Raw genomic sequence first — 20102 nt, forward strand, 5'->3', positions numbered from 1 at the left:
ATGAGTGGTTATTTTAAAAGTAAATTAGTTAGTTTCATAGTCATAAGTGGTATTGGACTGTTTTTATTTAACTCCAATGTTTGGGCGGCTACAACATTGTCCGTAGATTATATTAGTGGACCTGAGGTTCTCTACGATTCTACTACTGCCGGTCCCTCTCTTTTCACTCTGGGAGTGGCGATAAGAAACACGGGTGGTGAATCTGCCAATAATGTTATAGCTGTTTTAGATTTTGCCCCATCGGGTTCCTGGACTTATGGTTATGGAGAGGCAACCAGTAGCGGAACGATTACCTCCGGAACTGCTAGCCGAAGTTTTCTCACTCCATTATCTCCTAATGCTACCTATACTGCCTTTTGGACAGTCAAATATCCTTGTCTCTCAGAGGGGGTTGTTCATACCTTTACCGTTACAGTAAGAGCTGATAATGCCTCTCCCATAGTTTATAATGGCACACTTACGACTCACAATGTCGCAGCTACAGGTGTTGGTGGGACTCCAGTAGGAACATTACAAGGGATTGCAGGTGGAATTTTAGAGTTTGTGGTTACCTACGACTATGGTAATGTGGGAGCTAGTAATGCTGTTTATGTTCAACCTACAGGAAATAAAGTTGCAGTTGGTGCTACTCCAGAGATAATTTTTGATGCCTCTATGTATCGGTTAACAGAAATATGGGGAACATATACCTATACAGATCTTTCTCCCTCTCCAGGGACATTTAGTGATAAATTATACTTCCCAGCAGGTTTTCTTGGAAATGCTGCTTTTCTAACTGCCCATTATAAATTCCTTTGTCTGGCAGAAGGGCAAAACCGTGTAGTTCCGTATGGTGCGAAGGTAGGTGCGCAAAATCAATATAATAACTCATATAATGATGAGACTACTTATGTTACTTTACAGGGGAGCGTGACTTTGACATTAAACAAATTTGTAGATTTTGGGACTATTACCCCAGGCGGGACACTTACCTATACCATTGTCTATAAAAATACCTCCGGCACTTATACGGCTAATTATGTTAGTATTACGGATGTTATCCCAGCCAGCACTACTTATATCAGCCTTACCGGAAATGGTACTTATAATCCTACAACTAACAAGATTACCTGGGATATTGGGAGTATTGGAACAAATACTCAAGGCACGGTAACTTTTAAGGTCAGGGTGAACAATGTTGAGGCGGGGACAATTACCAATATAGCTGAATTATACATTGCCGATAATGCCAGCCCTACACTTGTTGCCAGTGTTACCACGACGGTTTATAATGTGCCGCCAGTAATTCAAGTTATCTCACCCAATGGTGGTGAATATTGGAGTGGAACAAATACGATTAAATGGACATATTTTGATAGCAATGGCACAACGACTATTGGTTATGTGATAGCCTATTCTACGGCAGGAACTACCTGGATAGACATCACTACCGGGACAGTAGCTGGCTTGGCACAAATAGGCACTTCAACTTATGACTGGAATGTTGGAACTCAGACAGATGGCACTTATACCATTCGTGTTGTTGGAACTGATACCTATACAGGTGATTTAGGTCCTGCGCCTGGTAGAGGGACAGATACATCGGATGCCTATTTTACCATTGATAATACAGCACCACAAGTAACGATTACTTCACCAACGATGAATAGTCCAGCGACAAAGTCAGCGGGACAAACAGTAAATATCTCCTTTAATTATACCGAATTTAGCCCTCAAACCTATACTGTCCGAATTTTTAATGGGGCGACGGTGATTGGAAGTAAGACAGTGAGTTCAGGATTAAACCCTGGAACGAATGTTGCTACCTCAACGGATGTATCTCTTTTGCTGACGGCTCAGAGTGGTTCCTACACCGTAGAGGTGGTAATGATAGATAACTTTGGTAGAACTGGCACAAGTAGTGAAGCAGGGGCGGTCCAGGTTAGAAATCCAAAGGTAGAAATAGTCAGCACTGTCCCGACTAAAATTATTGATAATGAAAGCGATGATTTATTGAAAATAAGTATCTTCAATAACACCCCTACCTCACCAATCGAATGGGCAAAGGTGGATATTAAATTTACTACCAATGGCACAACACCAATTACTGGAACTGAAGCGAGTAATTTATTCTCGCAGTTATGGATTGCCGTGGATAATGGTGATGGTATTTTTACTTATTTGGTTGACGATGTTCCGGCGACATCTACAACCGATTTTTCCTCTCTGGGCACAAGTGGGATTTTGTCTATAGTTTTCAATGATGGAGATTCAAATCTTCAAATAAGTTCTGGGGCAACAAAGACTTTCTTTGTCGTCCTCCAGGTAAAGCAGGATGCCAGTGCTCAAGGGACAAAGACATTTGTCGTCTCGATGGATGAAAACGGCACGCAAGGCACCAGTAGTAATTTAGAGTTCATTGTTGATGATGATGGGCTATCAGACAATCCTCTGGTTTTAGAGCAAGAAGGGGCTGAGTTAGTTAGTTCTACTCAATGTGCCGCTGTACCAGAAGACCCAACTATAACCGTAACTGATACCGCCCCTACTACCTTAAAAGATGGCAGTATTGATGATATTTTAAAGATAGCGGTTAAACATAATAGCAGTTCTCTGGCAGGAAATATCGAATTTGCCTACCTGACGATGAAATTTACCTCAGATGGAATCCCTCTTACCGGCACAACCACACCTCAAGCACTATTCCAGAATATATTTGTCTTTCGTGATGGCACTACTACCGGTGTAGGGAATTATGGGTCAGAGGATATTTGTGTCGCCACAGTTACTCAGGGTAGTATTAGTTTAAGTTCAAACGGGACAATGACTATTAGTTTAGCAGACCCAAGTTCTTATACGGTTACCTCCTGGGGCACTACCTCTACATACTTTTTGGGGGTTGAACTGACTCAAGGGGCAAGTGGTTGGGCAACCAGGACCTTTGCGGTGACGGTGAATGCCATAGCAGGTGATGTAGTCATTGAGGATGAAACCACTGATACTCAACTTGGGATTAAAGATAATTCCTCAGGCTCAGTGCAATCTACTCAGGTAAAGGCTATCCCCAAAGATCCTGCTGTGGTTGGAACAAATACTGCTCCAGTTAATATCCCGGATGGTAGTGATGACGACCTTTTAAAGATAACCGTAACCAATACGGGTACTACAACTTCAGGAAGTATTGGGTTTGGGACTTCAACATTTAGATTTACCAAAGATGGCACTACTGCTTTATCTCCGCAGGATGCAAGTAGATTGTTTGCCTATTTCTATCTCTATCGGGATACAGGGGATGGTTCTTATAGTTCATCTACTGATAGTCGGGTGGCTACTTACACACCCTCCCTTGATACAAATGGTGAGCAGACCTTTGTTTTTGGCACAAGTGATACGAATTTCAAGACGGATGGAGGGACAGCCACTATCTATTTTCTTGTAGTCAAACTATCTGGCACAGCGAGTGGTTATGCGACAGATACATTTGTTGCCGCGATAATTTTGGCAAAGACCTTTGATTGGCGGGATAAATTTGAATTATCCACGACATTTACCCCCGCGACATCTACCCAGGTTAAGGCAATTCCGGTTAAACCAGAGGTAGATGTAACCAATATTGCCCCTATCAAGATATGCGAAAATGAGAAAGATGCACTTTTGAAGATAAAGTTAATTAATCCGGGTATGGGTGGGGCACAAGATATAAAGTTTGCCAGTGTAACGGTAAGGTTTGGAAGTCAGACGGATATGCAGTTGACCAGCTCACAGGCACAGGCTTTGTTTAAGAAATTGTATGTTTATTATGATGAAGATGGGAATGGGTTATTTGGGGCAGGTGATATAGTTGTTGGTAGTCTGACGCAATCAAATATCGCCGGGACAAATACCATTGAACTTGAGTCAGGCACGAGGACTACGGTTTCTGCCGGAGGCTCTGCTACCTATCTTTTAGTTGTAGAATTAACCGGCACGGCAAGTAGTACCTCACCACGCGTATTTATGGCCAAGATAAAGGAAGATACCGACCCGGTAGTCAGGGCAGGGGATACTAATGAGCAACTTAGCCTAGCTACCTCTGACTTAGGGACATCCACACAGGTAACTGTGGTGTCGCCTAACCCTGATGTTGCGGCTACCTCTACCGCACCTTCCCCTTCAACGATGAGTGACTTACAAAAAGAGGATTTGCTGAGACTGACATTGACCCATAAAGGTATTTCAGGTTCACAGGATATAAGATTGGCTACCGTTACTGTGAAACTTACCTCGAATGGTAGTTCGCCACTGGATACTCCGCAGGCAAAATCATTGTTTGACAAAATCATTATCTATTACGACACCAATGGCATCTTTGAAGAGAGTGATACGGTAGTTGGCAGTGTAACTAATGCCAATATCTCTCTGGATGGTGGTAAGCAGAAGATAGACCTTTACAATACCGCGGATGCAGTTGTTTCTGTAGGGAGTCCTAAATCATATTTTGTCGTGGTGGAGTTGAGGGGGACTGCCAGTGATTCTGGTGTTCGTACCTTTGCGGCAACCTTTGAGCCGGCTACTGATACTACGGTCAGGGATAATCTATCGAATATTATCCTGACGGTTAATCCGACCTCTTCGGTTACCACTGCCGTAATCACTGCTCAAGGCACACCAACACCACCCAATGTTTATGTCTATGATTCAGCCCCGGCTTCAATTATTAGTGGTGAGAAGAATGACCTTCTGATGATAAAACTTGGGCATACGGGTGATGCAAAGGATGCGGATATCGAGATGGCAAGTTTGAAAGTTAAATTTACTAATGGCACACCTACATTTACTGAATTGACTGATACTGAGGCGGCGAATTTATTTCAAGCGGTCTATGTCTATCTTGACAGCGGCAATAATAACTATGATGAAAGTGATACCCAGGTTGGAGCAACGACTACTATTAAAGGGAGTACTACCTTTACCTTTACTGATGGAGATACAAATGTGCAGGTGCCTAAATCTGTTGGCACAAAGACTTATTTGTTAGTGGTGAAACTGACAGCCAATGCTAATGATTATGGCACATTTTCCGCTACGATTGATGGCTCAAAGGTAGTTGCTCAGGATGCCAATACCGATGGCACACTTACCATCGGAGGTTATAATGTAGGCACATCTACCTCATTGAAATCCGCATCAGCAGACCCGTCGATTGTAGTGGATAGCACCGGGCCCGGGACGACAACGATTGACCCAGACTTTGGCAGGATGCTCAATGATGAAACCAATGATTTGCTGAGATTAAATGTGAGTCATCACGGCATTCCGGCAACGGTAGGACTTATATTTGCGACGGTTACAGTTAGATTTACTGATGGCAATAGTGATTTATCAACTCTCCAGGCAAAGGAATTGTTTGAGAATATCTTCATTTATCTGGATAATGGCGATTTTGAATTTGGTGGTACTGATACTCCGGTAGCCACAATTACTAATGCCCAGATAGACCTTTCTGGTGGCATTCAGAAGATAGACTTGCCCAATAATTCCTCTACTCAAATTGGCACAGGTGCAACCCAATATTACTTTTTAGTCATAGACCTGAAGGCAACCGCTACCCTGGGTGCGATAAACACATTTAATGCCATTATCGATGGTGAGGAATGCACCTTACGACGGCAGGATAACCTTGCTACACATACTATTAGTCCAACTACACCGGCGACATCTACCCCAACGACCAAAATCGTGATGAAAAATCCTACGGTAGATGTAGATGATACTGCCCCATCACCGCCAACAATGACCGATGGTGAGCAGGAAGATTTGTTGCGAATTAAGGTATATCATGGAGAAACAGCTACTACTTTGCCCAATGTCCGATTTGCTACCCTAACTGTAACTTTCCTTGGTGGTAAGACAGGGGCAACTTTGACTACTACAGAGGCACAGAATTTATTCAGTAATGTCTGGATGTATTTAGATTCTGGAAATGATGGCACATATAGTTTATCTTCAGACACTATTCGGGTAGGCACTGCTACAACCATAAATGGGGTAACTTCCATTTCTGTTGCCAGCAGCACAAATACCGTCATTGCCCCGGCGGGTTCAAAAACATACTTTCTCGTTGTCCAATTACGCAATGATGCCGTTAAGGCAAGTAAGCAAGGGACAAATAGCTTTGCAGCCGTGATAAATAGCCTCTATGACCCATTCATAGTTGAGCAGGATAGTGGGTATCGATTGACTGTTTCTTCGCCAGATAGTCCGGTGACTTCCGCTACGGTTACAGCACAGGGGGGCGTGCCCACAGCTACGGTTAATGTAATCAATACTGTGCCCAGCAATCCTTACAATATGCCAGATAGTGACATAGACGATTTGTTGCGGGTAGCAATTACTCATAATGGCACGACTACGGAGTCGTCAATGTGGCTATCACAGATGGAGGTAGTATTTGGCAGTTGGACTGCGGCTTTGACTACCGCACAGGCTAAATCGTTATTTAAGAATATCTACATTTACCTCGATACCGGGGATAACCAATTCCAAACAACAGATACCTTGGTGAAGACAATCCCTAATGCTGAAATTCAAGGCACATTATCTATTGCCTTTACTAAGACGACAGAGACAACTATCGCTACAAATACTACCAAAACCTACTTTGTGGTGGTAGAATTGCAGGAAGATGCCAGTGGCACTTCGACACATACTTTTAATGCGGCAATTGATGGAGATACACAGGTCATTTTAAAGGATGTGAATTTAGAGGAAGGAGGAACGGTTACTATTTCTGCTACCAGCCCGGTGACTTCATCCAATGTGCGGGCAGTGCCAAAAAATCCGCAGGTAACAGTTTCTAATGTTGCACCTACAACTATAAAAGATGGGAATGAAAATGGTTTATTAAGAATACAAATAACTCATCCAGGAACTAAAACTGCTGGTAAGATAGAATTTGCTACATTGACTGTTAGATTTAAGAAACCAGATGGTACTCCTTTATTAGATACGGATGTGCAGGCATTATTTGGCACTGTAAGTGTTTATTATAACTCAGATACATTGGTAGGTAGTGCTACGGGTAATGCTATTTTAGGAACATTGGCTTTTACTTTTGATGAAAGTACATCAATGCAAATAGAAGGAGGAAGTTCATCTATCTATTTTGTAGTGGTTTCACTGACAGGTACTGCCAGCAGTTATGGTACAAAGACATTTATAGTAGAGGTGGGTAGTACTACAGATGTATTAATTGAGGCAGTTTCAGATGATACCTTGTTAGATATTTCACTTACTCCCGGAAGTTCTACCTCAGTGACTGCTATACCTGAAAATCCAAAGGTAGAGGTATCCACGATTGCTCAAGCGGTGCTTCGAGACGATGGCCAGCCAAAGAATGGTTTACTGTCGGTGAAGATTACCAATACGGGTATTTCAGGTGCAGGGAAGGTGGAGTGGGGAACTTTGACGCTGAGATTTACGCAAAGTGGAGGAAGTGCTTTGACCGGTGCTCTGGCAGAGAATTTATTTGAGAATATCTATGTCTATCTGGACGATAATCGTGATGGGATATACACGGTAGCAAGTGATACAACTGTGGTAGGTAGTGCAAGTGATGTAAATAGTTTTATCAATAGCCAGGGTTATGGCACACTTACCTTCACCGAAGGCACAAGGACACAAATTACATCGGCATCTTATACGACATACTTTCTGGTGGTGGAACTGAAACCTACGGCAAGTGGTGCCTCACCTAAGACATTTGTTGGTAGTATTACCTCTACCTGGGTTAAGGTGCGGGATGAGCAGAGTAATATTGAGTTATCCTTAGATGGAGCCAGTTATGGCTCATCTACCCCGGCGGTAACCATCATCCCAGTAGACCCGAGTGCTACCGTAACAGATACAGCTAAACTTATGTCCAATCTCCAGCAGAAGGATACGACCAAAGATGACCTGTTATCTATTTCCATTGGTAACAATGGCACATCAGGGACAGGGGCAGTGGAATTTGGGACTTTGGGTTTGAGATTTTTTGCTACTGCTACTACATCGTTATCTCCCACGGAGGCAGAGGCTCTATTTGAAAACCTCTTTATCTATCGGGATAACGGGGATGGTGTTTATTCTACCAGTACAGATACGACTGCTATTGCTACGATTACGGATATGACCAGCTTTTTAAATGGCCAGGGTTATGGCACAATGGCTATTTCAGAGAGCACAAATAGCCAGATTCAAGCAGGGACATCTAATACTTTCTTTATAGTGGTAGAATTAAAGAATGGTGCTAGTGGTCAAGGGACAAATACATATTTTGTTGAGGTTGGGACAGCAAATATTGGACTACGTGATGCGGTGAGTAATATCCCGGTAGGGTTAACACCAAATAGCCGTGGGTCTGTTTCCACTAAGGTCATAGCCGTGCCATTAGAGCCGAGTATTCAAGTTATAGATACTGCACCCAAAAGATATTCAAGTGCAGAGCCGAGTATGACGGATAATGAAAAAGAGGATTTACTTCGTCTGAGAGTGACACATAACGGTGTTTCAACCAGTAGGCCGATAGAATTTGCCTCATTACGGGTGAAGTTCACGCAAGACCAAGCCTTGACCACGCCATTAACTGAGTCACAAATGGGAGGTTTATTTAAGAAGATATATGTCTATTATAGCACAGACAATTCTTATGCCTCGCAGACAGATACAATAGCCATAGGCAGTGTGACTAACTTTACTAATTTTGTAGATACTGGTGGTTATGGAACGATTACCTTCTCTGAAATTGCCGAGACAAAGGTTACTGGAGGAAATTCTAAATACTACTTCCTTGTGGTTGAGTTAACCGGGACAGCCAGTTTTCAGACTCCCAGGACATTTGTGACAACAGTAGATGCGGATGTAGATGCGGCAATCGAGTTGGCTACTTCTACTACAAGGATTGGTGTCCGACCTGTGGCTACGGTATCTTCAACTTTAGTTACGGCTCAATCCATTCCTGCTACTGCCAGTATCACTATTTCAAATACTGCCCCCAGTCCTCCGAACATCAAAGATACTAATGCAGACGACTTACTCAGCGTTGTTGTCACACACACGGGTGATAGTTTAGATGCACCCATAGAACTGGCTACAGTTACAGTTTTATTTACTAAAGATGGGATGGTAAGTTTAACTACCGCAGAGGCACAAAGCTTAATTTCAGAGGTAGGCATTTATTATAGTGGTACCCGCATTGGTTATACCAGTATTACCAGTAATCCGCAGACCATAAATATCTTTACTGGTAATTCCGACCCGCAGATAACTGCAGGTAATTCAAAGACATTCTTAGTGGTTGTGACTTTACAGTCAAGCGCCAGTGGTAAAGGGACAAGGACATTTGCGGTTTCATTAGGGCAGGCAGGAAATAATGTAGTCATTCAGGATGCTAATACCCAGATTGCTGTGCCTGGAACTTATACCCAGGTAGCCACTTCTACAGTTATTACTCCAATTCCTATTGACCCGGCTGTATCTGTATATGATTCCGCACCGGGTAGTGCTGGTCATCTTGACCCACCGACGATGACGGATGGAGAGAAAGAGGATTTACTGAAATTAGTGGTTACTCATAGTGGGGTATCAGGTGCCGGAACGATTACCTTTGGCACACTCTCATTGAGATTTTTTGGCACGCAGTCTGCAGGATTGACTGATTCGCAAGTGCAATCACTGGTCAAAACAGTCTATCTGTTCTTAGACAACGGGAATAATAATTATGATAATGGGGGAGTGGATATAGATGTTGGCAGTTGCACAGAGACAAATGTGGGTAGTTTGACAATATTGGTTTTTGATACTACGAATCCGAATATGCAGTTTGCTGGTGCTGGCTCGCGGACATATCTGTTAGTGGTTGAATTAACCGGGACTGCAAGTTTTCAGGCAACGAAGACCTTTGGTGTAAAGGTAGATGGTGATACAGATGCTAAAATTATGGATACCCGTGATAGCATACTATTGAGTATCGTTCAAGTAAATACAGTTAGCTCAACACTAGTCACTGCAGAGAAACCACTAACCGGAACTTCGGCTACGGTAGTAGTAAGCGATGTGCCTGCACCTATCTATTTAAAAGATGGAAATACTGATGATATTTTGAGGTTAGAAATATCACATACCGGGAGTTCGACTGAAGCAACTTTGGAATTTGCTCGGTTACGGGTAAGGTTTAGTAATGGTGCTCCAACATTTACACCATTGACTACTCAGGAGGCACAGAATTTGTTTGATACAATCTGGGTTTATCGGGGGACTTATACTGCAGGAGGAGTAAAGATAGCGACGGTTACCTCAGGGAGCATAACCTTAACCAATGGTATCGGTACCATTACCTTTACGGATAACGACCAGAATTGCTGGATAGAGCCAGGGGCAACGGCAACATTCTTCGTAGTAACAAATCTAAAAATTAATGCCAGTGGTTATAACACACGCACATTTGCCTTCGCCGTGAATGTAAATAACGGTGGGACAGGCACAGATGTTTGTGTAGAAGATGCCAATATGGATAGAGAGGCAGCTATTGATTCTAATCCTACTTCCGCAACTTCAACCACTACGAAGGCTATTCCTGTTGACCCATCTGGCTCGGTAACCCTTCGGGACATACCTTATGGTTCGATTAAAGACAGGGCAAGGGATGATATTTTAAGGATAGATATTACACACAATGGCACCTCTACGGCCGAGAAGGTAGAGTTTGCTACGGTGACTGTCCGCTTCAAGCGGCAGGATACATTGGCTTTATTGAGTAATGCGGATGTGCAGGCATTATTTGGCACCGTGTCACTTTACTGTGATGCAGGTAAAGATGGGAGTTTTTCGGGTGATGAGATTGTGGGGTCGGCGACTGGTAGTGCGGTAATTAACCCATTGATATTGACACTGATAAAAGGGACATCGACCAGAGTTACTGGTGGTTCTTATTCTACATATCTTTTGGTGGTGGAACTTACAGGGACTGCCAGTGGCTATTCTCCAAAGACCGTTCTTGCCTGTGTCAATGAATCTGGTGATATTAAGATTGAAGACAGCCGTGATGATATTAACCTTTCAATGAGCCTTAGTCCTGGCACCTCTAATTCTCTAACTGCCGTGCCGATTGACCCAACTGTAACGGCTACTAATACCAGCCCTTCTATCATTAAGGATGGGCAGAAGGATGATTTAATCAGTATTACCATCCAGAATACCGGTGAGGTATCAGCAGGAAAGGTAGAATTTGCCACTCTGACTGTATGGTTGGGGAGCAATGCAACTACCTATCTGACTACCACTCAGGCACAAAGTCTATTTAACAATATCTTTGTTTATTATGATTCTGATAGCAATGGGGTTTATGGGACAAATACGGATGTCTATGCCATTGGCACGGTAACTAATGCCGGGCTTTCTGCTTTAAATAATGGCACTTTGACCATTGTATTGGATACGGCTAACCAGTATAGCAAGGTTTCTGCTGGTTCGTCAAATACATATTTTCTTGTTTTTGAACTGAAAACCACTGCCTCTACTCATACCACCAAAAGTTTTATGACCAGATTTGGTCCGGAGTCATACACCTGTGTGCGTGATGAAGCCTCTGATATTGGGCTACCGATTGCCAGTGCCAGTCAAGGGACGCAGTCAAGTATTGTTTGGGCAATTCCAGTTGACCCGAGTGCTACGGTAACCTCAAGTTCCTCGGTTTATCAGAAAGATACTTCGGTAGATGACTTACTCAAGGTAGTGATTACCAACAATGGTGTTATTGGTGCAGGCAAGATACGGTTTGCCACCTTGACTGTGCGATTTGGCAGTGAAGCCACAACAGGATTTACCAATGACCAGGCACAAAGCCTGTTTGAGCGGGTAAATGTTTATTGGGATTCGTCAAATAATGGTTTTTCTCAGGCGGCAGATGATTATTCTGTAGGCACGACAACAGGTAGTTCTGTTTCAGGCACGACGACCATTGTCTTAGCGGATAATTCCAATGCCTGGATAAATGGTGGTGGGACAAAGACATTCTATTTAACCATCAAATTAAAACCAGATGCCAGTGGAACTGCCAGCCGAAATTTTGTCGCCAAAGTAAATGCCCAGGCAGGTGAGATAAAGATTGAGGATGTGATATGCGATATTGGGTTGCCATTAGTAGGAAGCACAGGTGAGGCAACTTCCACTCCAACTAAGGCTCTTCCAGTTGACCCATCAACCACAATCACTCCTTCTGCCCCTGCGACCATCAAGGATTTGGCGGAGGATGACTTGTTAAAGATGGTGATAACGCATAACGGTGTGTCAACTGCTGGAAAGATAGAACTTGCTACCGTGACCGTTAGTTTCTATAGGTCTAATATGTCTTATATGTCTAATACCGACGCCCAAAGCCTCTTTGGCACAGTAAGTATTTATTGGGATAATAACAAGGATGGGGTAGTAGATGACCTGGTCAAGATGGCTACCGGCACAGATGTGCTGGCTAACCTGACATTTACTCTTCCAGAAGGGGCTTCTACACAGATACAGGGTGGGACATCTTCATGGTATTTCTTACAGGTGGCTTTAAAGAATAATGCCAGTGGTTATGAAGGCACACGAACATTTATGGCCGCAGTCAACGAGACTTCGGATGTAGGCATCGAGGATATGCGGGAGGATATTCCACTCAGCTTTGGTTTTTCTCCAGGCACTTCCAGTGAGGTCACAGCCATACCAATAAATCCAAAGGTAGAGGTAATTGATGTCGCCACGCAAACCTCTACATTGAAGGATGGCACAAATACCGCCTTGCTTAAGGTTATCGTTACCCATCTGGGTGTGGCTACTGCTGGCAAGGTGGAATTTAGCACCTTAACTGTGAGATTTTCTGAAGATAGTGCTGGGGCAAATGCGATTACTACCAGTGAGGCACAAAACCTGTTTGGCACAATCAGTGTCTATTGGGATGAAGGAAATGATGGTTATGGTGTGGGGATGGATAGATTGATTGGGACACAGTCGCCGGCTAATGTCAGTTCTACAGGGTCTTTAACCTTTGTCTTCACGGATGGGACGGATTCAACACAAATTGCCGGTGCATCTGCAAGGAGTTATTTCTTAGTTGTAGATATTAAAGCAACGGCAAGTGCAGGTTCAGTAGATACATTGGTAGCAAGTATTACCTCAAGTTGGGTTGGGGTTCGGGATGGAACGAGTAATATCAGCCTTTCTTTAGATACTGCTTCTTATGGCTCACGATCTACCCTACAATCTATTATTGCTATTGACCCAGAGGTAGAGGTAACTGACAGCACAGCCAGTCCCTGGACATTAAAAGATGGTGCAATAGATGACTTACTTCAGATAGAGATAAAAAATAATGGCGTAGCAGGTGCAGGGCAGGTAGAATTGGGGACATTAACTGTGGTCTTTGGTAGCCAGACCGGGATGGTATTTAATGCGAATCAGATGAATTCTTTATTTGGTTCGGTAAGTGTGTATTATGACTCGACTAAGGATGGATTTAGTGAAGCAGACTTTGTAATTGGTAGCACGACTGATTTTACTTCCGGTGGGACTTTGACCATTAGTTTTGGGGAAGAGGATAAGGCAGAGATAACTGCGGGCACATCTGGAGTCTATTACTTAGCGGTCAGACTTAAACAAGATGCCAGTGGCACACAAACACGGAATTTTAAGGCAACTATTGCCCCACTAAGTCAGGGAGATGTAAAGATACGGGATGAATCAACGAATATTGGTTTAACTTTGACTACCGGTTCTACTTTGGTTGCTTCTTCTACGGTATGCACGGCTATTCCTATTAACCCAATAGCTACGATTTCAGATACTGCCTACTTTCTCCCACCTTACCCAGGAACAGAAACAGACGATTTCCCACGCCTGATGAATGAAAGTCAACGGGAGGATTTACTCAAGATAGATATAACCAATCCTGGGACTCTGACCGCAGGTAAGATAGAATTTGGGACGGTAACGGTTTGGTTTGGTAGTGTGACGACGACTGCAACGGGATTTACCGATGACCAGGCAAAGGCGTTGTTCGAATATATCTTCATCTGTCGTGATGATGGTGATGGCACATGGACAACTACTGATACAATCATTGCTACTGTGACGAAGACGGCTATTTCTTTGAGTAGTGGAAGTTTAACTATTGGTTTAACCGATAATGATGAGCGGACATGGGTTAATCCCGGTTCAACAACTACATTTTTCCTGGTTGTAGAGTTGACCTCTAATGCCGGCACACAATCACCCAGATGTTTTGTGGCGAAGATTGATAATCCTGGGTCGGATATTATTTTAGAATCGGCTAAAGATGATATTCAACTAAATATAATTCCATCAGCGGGCACAACTTCAACTCAGGTGAGGGCAGTAAGGATACCACCACCACCGCAGGTAGATATTACCAGTACTGCCCCAGCACCAAAGATGAAGGATGGAAGTAAAGATGATATTTTGAAGTTAAAGATAATACATACAGGGGATGACCCTCTAACATATAGCTGGCTGGAGCTGGATAAGGTTACCATTAAGTTCAGTTCAAATCAAGGCACATTAACTACTGCTGATGCCCAGGCATTATTTAGCGAGATTGCTATCTATCGGGATTTATCCCCTTATGATGAGTTTGGTGGTGGTGATTATCAATTGCAGAGTGATACCTCCATTGGAGTAGATAACAATGGAGAGGAGGTGTTTACGCTATCTGAATCTCCTTATGTGCGAATAAAGCCAGGAAGTAGCACTGCCTTAGGTAGTGGCACATTCTTCATCACTATAAAATTAAAGCAGGATGCCAGTGGCATGGGGACAGAAACCTTCTCGGCATACATCTCTACGGCTACCACTAAATTAAGGATAGAGGATGCAAATACCGATAATCAGCTTAATATTGGGACGAGTAGCTCACAGATTTCTGCGACTATAACCGCAGTGCCTGTAGAGCCGACGGTAATAGTAGAGGATAGCCAGCCACCTATTAAACTAAAGGATGGGACAAAAGATGACCTATTGCGAATTTACCTGCATAATAATGGTATAGCTACTGCCGGCAGGGTAGAATTGGCAACCTTGACTGTGCATATCACTACCTCCGGAACAATCACACCGATGGCAAGCCAGACAGCAACTATGTTATTTAAGAATATCTTTGTTTATCTGGATAGCGGGGATAATGTCTATGCTACCAACACAGATACCATTGCGGTTGGAACAATCACTAATCAAGATTTAAGTAATGAATCTATCTTTGCTAACGGGACATTGACCATTGTTTTACCCAATGTAGGCACATATACAGAAGTTTCTGGTGGGGCGACAAAGACCTACTTTGTGGTGGTAGAATTGAATGAAAATGCCAGTGCAGTAGGTCCGGGGACTGAGAGTTTTGTGGCGACTATCAAGACAATGCAAGATGTTAGTGTGCGTGATGAGTCAAGTAAACTTCCACTTGATTTAAAAGCTGATTCTTCAGGCACAGTTTCCTCAAGTTTGACTACTGCCGTGCCACTTGACCCCAAGATAGAGGTAACCGACATTGTGCCGTTGCAAAACTTGCGAGAAGGAAGTTATATGTTGCGGGATGGTGATGAGAATGCCTTGCTGCGAGTCAAGGTAATTCATACTGGCTCATCGACCGCGGGCAGGATTGAACTTGGGACACTAACTATCTGGTTTGGTTCGGAGACGAATACGAATTTAACCAGCACACAACTGGATAAGTTATTTGAGTATATCTGTATCCGCAAGGATGGGGATGGTAATGGGACATACAGTAGCAGTCAGGATACGGTTTCTGTTGGGACCCTGACACCTATTGTTTTGACCAATGGGTATGGCACGATTACCTTTATAGATAATAACAGCAATGCCCAGATTTTACCTGCGAGTTCTTCAACATATTTCTTAGTGGTCAAACTTCGTGGGACAGCCACTGCAAACATACCCAAGACATTTGTGGCAAAGATTGGCACGCAAAATGTAGGTTTGCGAGATGAGTCAAGCAACCTACCACTGCCGCTGACCACAGATAGTTATGGTAGTCAATCGACCATTGTTTATGGCGTGCCGATTGACCCAGTAGTGATAGCCACAAATACGGTTTCATTCACCTATCCCTATCAGATGGATGGTAGCAGGACGAGTTTGTTGAAGATAGAGATAGGTAACAAGGGGACCTCTGGGGCAGGCTCGATAGAGTTTGCCACATTAACTGTTAGGTTCAGTTATGACGGGGCGAATTTACTTACCGATGCCGAGGTAAGGGCGATTTTTGGGACAGTGAGTATTTGGGAGACATCAAGTATGATAACAGAGGTTACAGGCAATCAAATTAAGGCTCAGATGAATATTGATTTACCCGAGGTAGCGGCTACCTGGATTTCTGCGGGTGCAACTAAAACCTATTACTTGCAGATAACACTGCTTGGCACGGCATCGAGCAAGGCAACACGGACTTATTCTGCGACAGTAAATCCGTTAGCTGGCGATGTGCGCATAGAGGATAAGCCACATGACATTAAACTCTACCTGGGTGCAGGCAGTTCTGGAGCGGCGACATCTACGACAATGACGGCTATCCCGGTAGAGCCGAGTGGAACTGTCACCTCTACCTCACCTATTCAGATACGGGATAAGATGCAGGATGATGTGCTTAAATTGGTCATTACCAACAACGGTCTCTCAGGGGCAGGGACGATTACACTGACTTATCTACGGCTACGATTTTTTGCTACTTCGACCCTTAATCAACAGCCTATACCACCGATGAGCACCCAGACAGCAGAGGCACTATTTGAGAATGTATTTATTTACAAAGAAACAGTTAATGATGGCACATGGACGACTGGTGATACAATCGTGGGGACGGTAAGTGATTTATCTACTTTCCTTGATGCCCAGGGGCAGGGGACTGTAACATTGGCAACTTTAACTACCTGGACACCTTCTGCAAGTTCTACTACCTACTTTGTTGTGGTTGAGTTAAAAGGTTCAGCAAGTGCCGTGGCTACAAAGACATTTAGTTTGGCAATTGTTTCAAAGGAAGATGCCGCTATCTTTGATACGACCAAAACATCTATCAGATTAAACCTTACTGCTGCCAGCACTGTCGGGACATCAAATAAAACTACGGCCGTGCCTCAAGACCCACGGATAGAGATTACCAATATTGTGCCGTTGCAAAACTTCCGTCAGGGGAGTTATATGTTGCGGGATGGTGATGAGAATGCCTTGCTACGGCTTAAGGTTATTCATACCGGCTCATCTACCGCCGGCAAGATTGAACTTGGGACACTAACTATCTGGTTTGGGTCGGAGACGAATACGAGTTTAACCAGCACACAACTGGATAAGTTATTTGAGTATATCTGTATCCGCAAGGATGGGGATGGAAATGGGACATACAGTGCCAGTCAAGATGGGGTTTCTGTCGGGACGATGACGGCTGATTTGACCAATGGTTATGGCACGATTACTTTTACGGATGGCGATACAAATGCCCAGATTCCGCCAGCAGTTAATTTAGGTTCTTGCACCTATTTTCTGGTGGTTAAACTTCGTGGGACAGCCACTGCAAATCTACCCAAGACATTTGTGGCTAAGATTGGCACGCAAAATGTAGGTCTGCGCGATGAATCAAGCAACCTACCCCTGCCGCTGACCACAGATAGTTATGGTAGCCAATCGACCATTGTTTATGCCGTGCCAGTTGACCCGGTAGTGATAGCCACAAATACAGTCTCATTCACCTATCCCTATCAAATGGATGGTAGTAGAACGAGTTTATTGAAGATAGAGATAGGAAACAAAGGGACTTCAGGTGCAGGCTCTATAGAATTTGCCACATTAACTGTCAGATTTAGTTATGACGGGGCAAATTTACTTACCGATGATGAGGTCAGGGCGATTTTTGGCACAGTGAGTGTTTGGGGGACATCAAGTGTGATAACTGAGGTTTCAGGCAATCAAATTAAGGCTCAAATGAGTATTGATTTACCCGAGGTAGATGCTACCTGGATTTCTGCGGGTGCAACTAAAACCTACTACTTGCAGATAACACTGCTTGGCACGGCATCGAGTAAGGCAACACGGACTTATTCTGCGACTGTAAATCCGTTAGCTGGCGATGTGCGCATAGAGGATAAACCACATGACATTAAACTCTACCTTGGTGCAGGCAGTTCTGGAGCGGCGACATCTACGACAATGACTGCTATTCCGGTAGAGCCAACTGGAACTGTAACTTCTACCTCGCCAATTCAGATACGGGACGGGACGCAGGATGATTTACTTAAATTGGTCATTACCAACAACGGCATTTCAGGGGCAGGGACGATTACACTGACTTATCTACGGCTACGATTTTTTGCTACTTCGACCCTTAATCAACAGCCCATACCACCGATGAGCACCCAGACAGCAGAGGCACTATTTGAGAATGTATTTATTTACAAAGAAACAGTTAATGATGGCACCTGGACGACTGGTGATACAATCGTGGGGACGGTAAGTGATTTATCTACCTTCCTTGATGCACAGGGGCAGGGGACTGTAACATTAGCCACTTCAACTACCTGGACACCAGCCGCTTCATCGACCACTTACTTTGTGGTGGTAGAGTTAAAGGGTTCATCAAGTGCCGTAGCCACAAAGACATTTAGTCTAGCAATTGTTTCAAAGGAAGATGTTGCTGTCTTTGATACGACCAAAACATCTATCAGATTGAACCTTACTGCTGATAGTACCAGCGGGACATCAAGTAAAACTACTGCCGTGCCTCAAGACCCACGGGTAGAGGTAACTGACATTGTGCCGTGGCAAAACTTAAGAGAGGGGAGTTATATGTTGCGGGATGGTGATGAGAATGCCCTTTTACGAATTAAGATTATCCATACAGGGTCATCTACTGCTGGGAGTATCGAATTTGGGACTTTAACAGTCTGGTTTGGGTCTGATACCAACACAGCGCTAACAGGCACTCGGTCGAGTGAATTATTTGAGTATGTCCGTATTCATTTAGATGGGGATAATAGTGGAACATACACCGCAGGCTCAGACCTAATTTCTGTTGGCACTATGCCACTTACCCTAACAAATGGTTATGGGACAATTACCTTTACTGAGACAAATGATGTTCAAGTCTCAGGTGCTGGGTCAAAGACTTACTTCCTGGTAGTCAAGTTAAGAGGGATTTCTACCGCTAAATTACCAAAGACATTTTTTGCCAAAATAGGAACATCATCAGTTGGAATTCGTGATGCAACAAGTAACTTATCCTTACCATTAGACTCAGCCAGCTATGGTAGCCAATCGACCATAGTCTATGCAGTGCCGGTTGACCCGACCGTTAAGGTTTATAACACGATAAGTGCAAGCAGTCCGTATCAGATAGATGGCACTTTTGAGGATTTACTACGGATAGAAATACAGAATAACGGTAGTCCCACGACTGAGGCAATTGAATTTGCCACCTTGACTGTGAAGTTCACGGATAAAGATGGTAATCCAGTAGCCAATTCCACGGCAAAGAATTTATTCAAGAATATCTTTATCTACCTTGATAATGGAGATGGCGTGTATAACCAGGGTTCAGATATTGTGCCGATTGGCACGATTACTAACGCTCAATTATCATTAGATGCCGCAGGTTACCAGATAATTAACTTTACTGATAATGACTTAAATGCGACTATTGCCAGTAGTACTACGCGGAGTTACTTTTTAGTAATTGAATTGCGTGGCACGGCGTCTGGTTATGCCAGCAGGACATACAGCGCTGAGGTTGGAACGGCAAATGTAACTATCAAAGATACTATCCACAACATTAAATTATATTTAGACCCGGCGAGTATTGGAGCAAAATCAGGCACTATGACCGCTATCCCGATTAGTGCTACGGTTACTATAACCAATATTATCTGGCGAACAGACCCACGAATACCAGGGACAGTTACCCCACCGGTGCAAATGACCGAAGGAGAAAAGGACGCCATCTTCTTGATTGAGATAACCAATAATGGTGGTTCTGGTGCAGGTGCGATTGAATTTGCAACATTGACCGTATGGTTTGGAAGTAATACCATGATGGCATTAACGCAGGCACAGGC

Annotated in this window: 1 protein-coding gene (only partly in view); it reads left to right on the forward strand. The window is 43.7% G+C overall.

Annotated features, from left to right (window positions below; all coding sequences use genetic code 11):
• Positions 1–20102 carry part of the coding region annotated (locus tag AB1422_02460) for an Ig-like domain-containing protein (GenBank protein ID MEW6618208.1) on the forward strand (this coding region is incomplete at its 3' end). The annotated region continues 9356 nt past the right edge of the window, so 20102 of the 29458 annotated nt are shown.

The organism is bacterium, assembly GCA_040757115.1.
Classification (GTDB): Bacteria; UBA9089; CG2-30-40-21; order CG2-30-40-21; family SBAY01; genus JBFLXS01.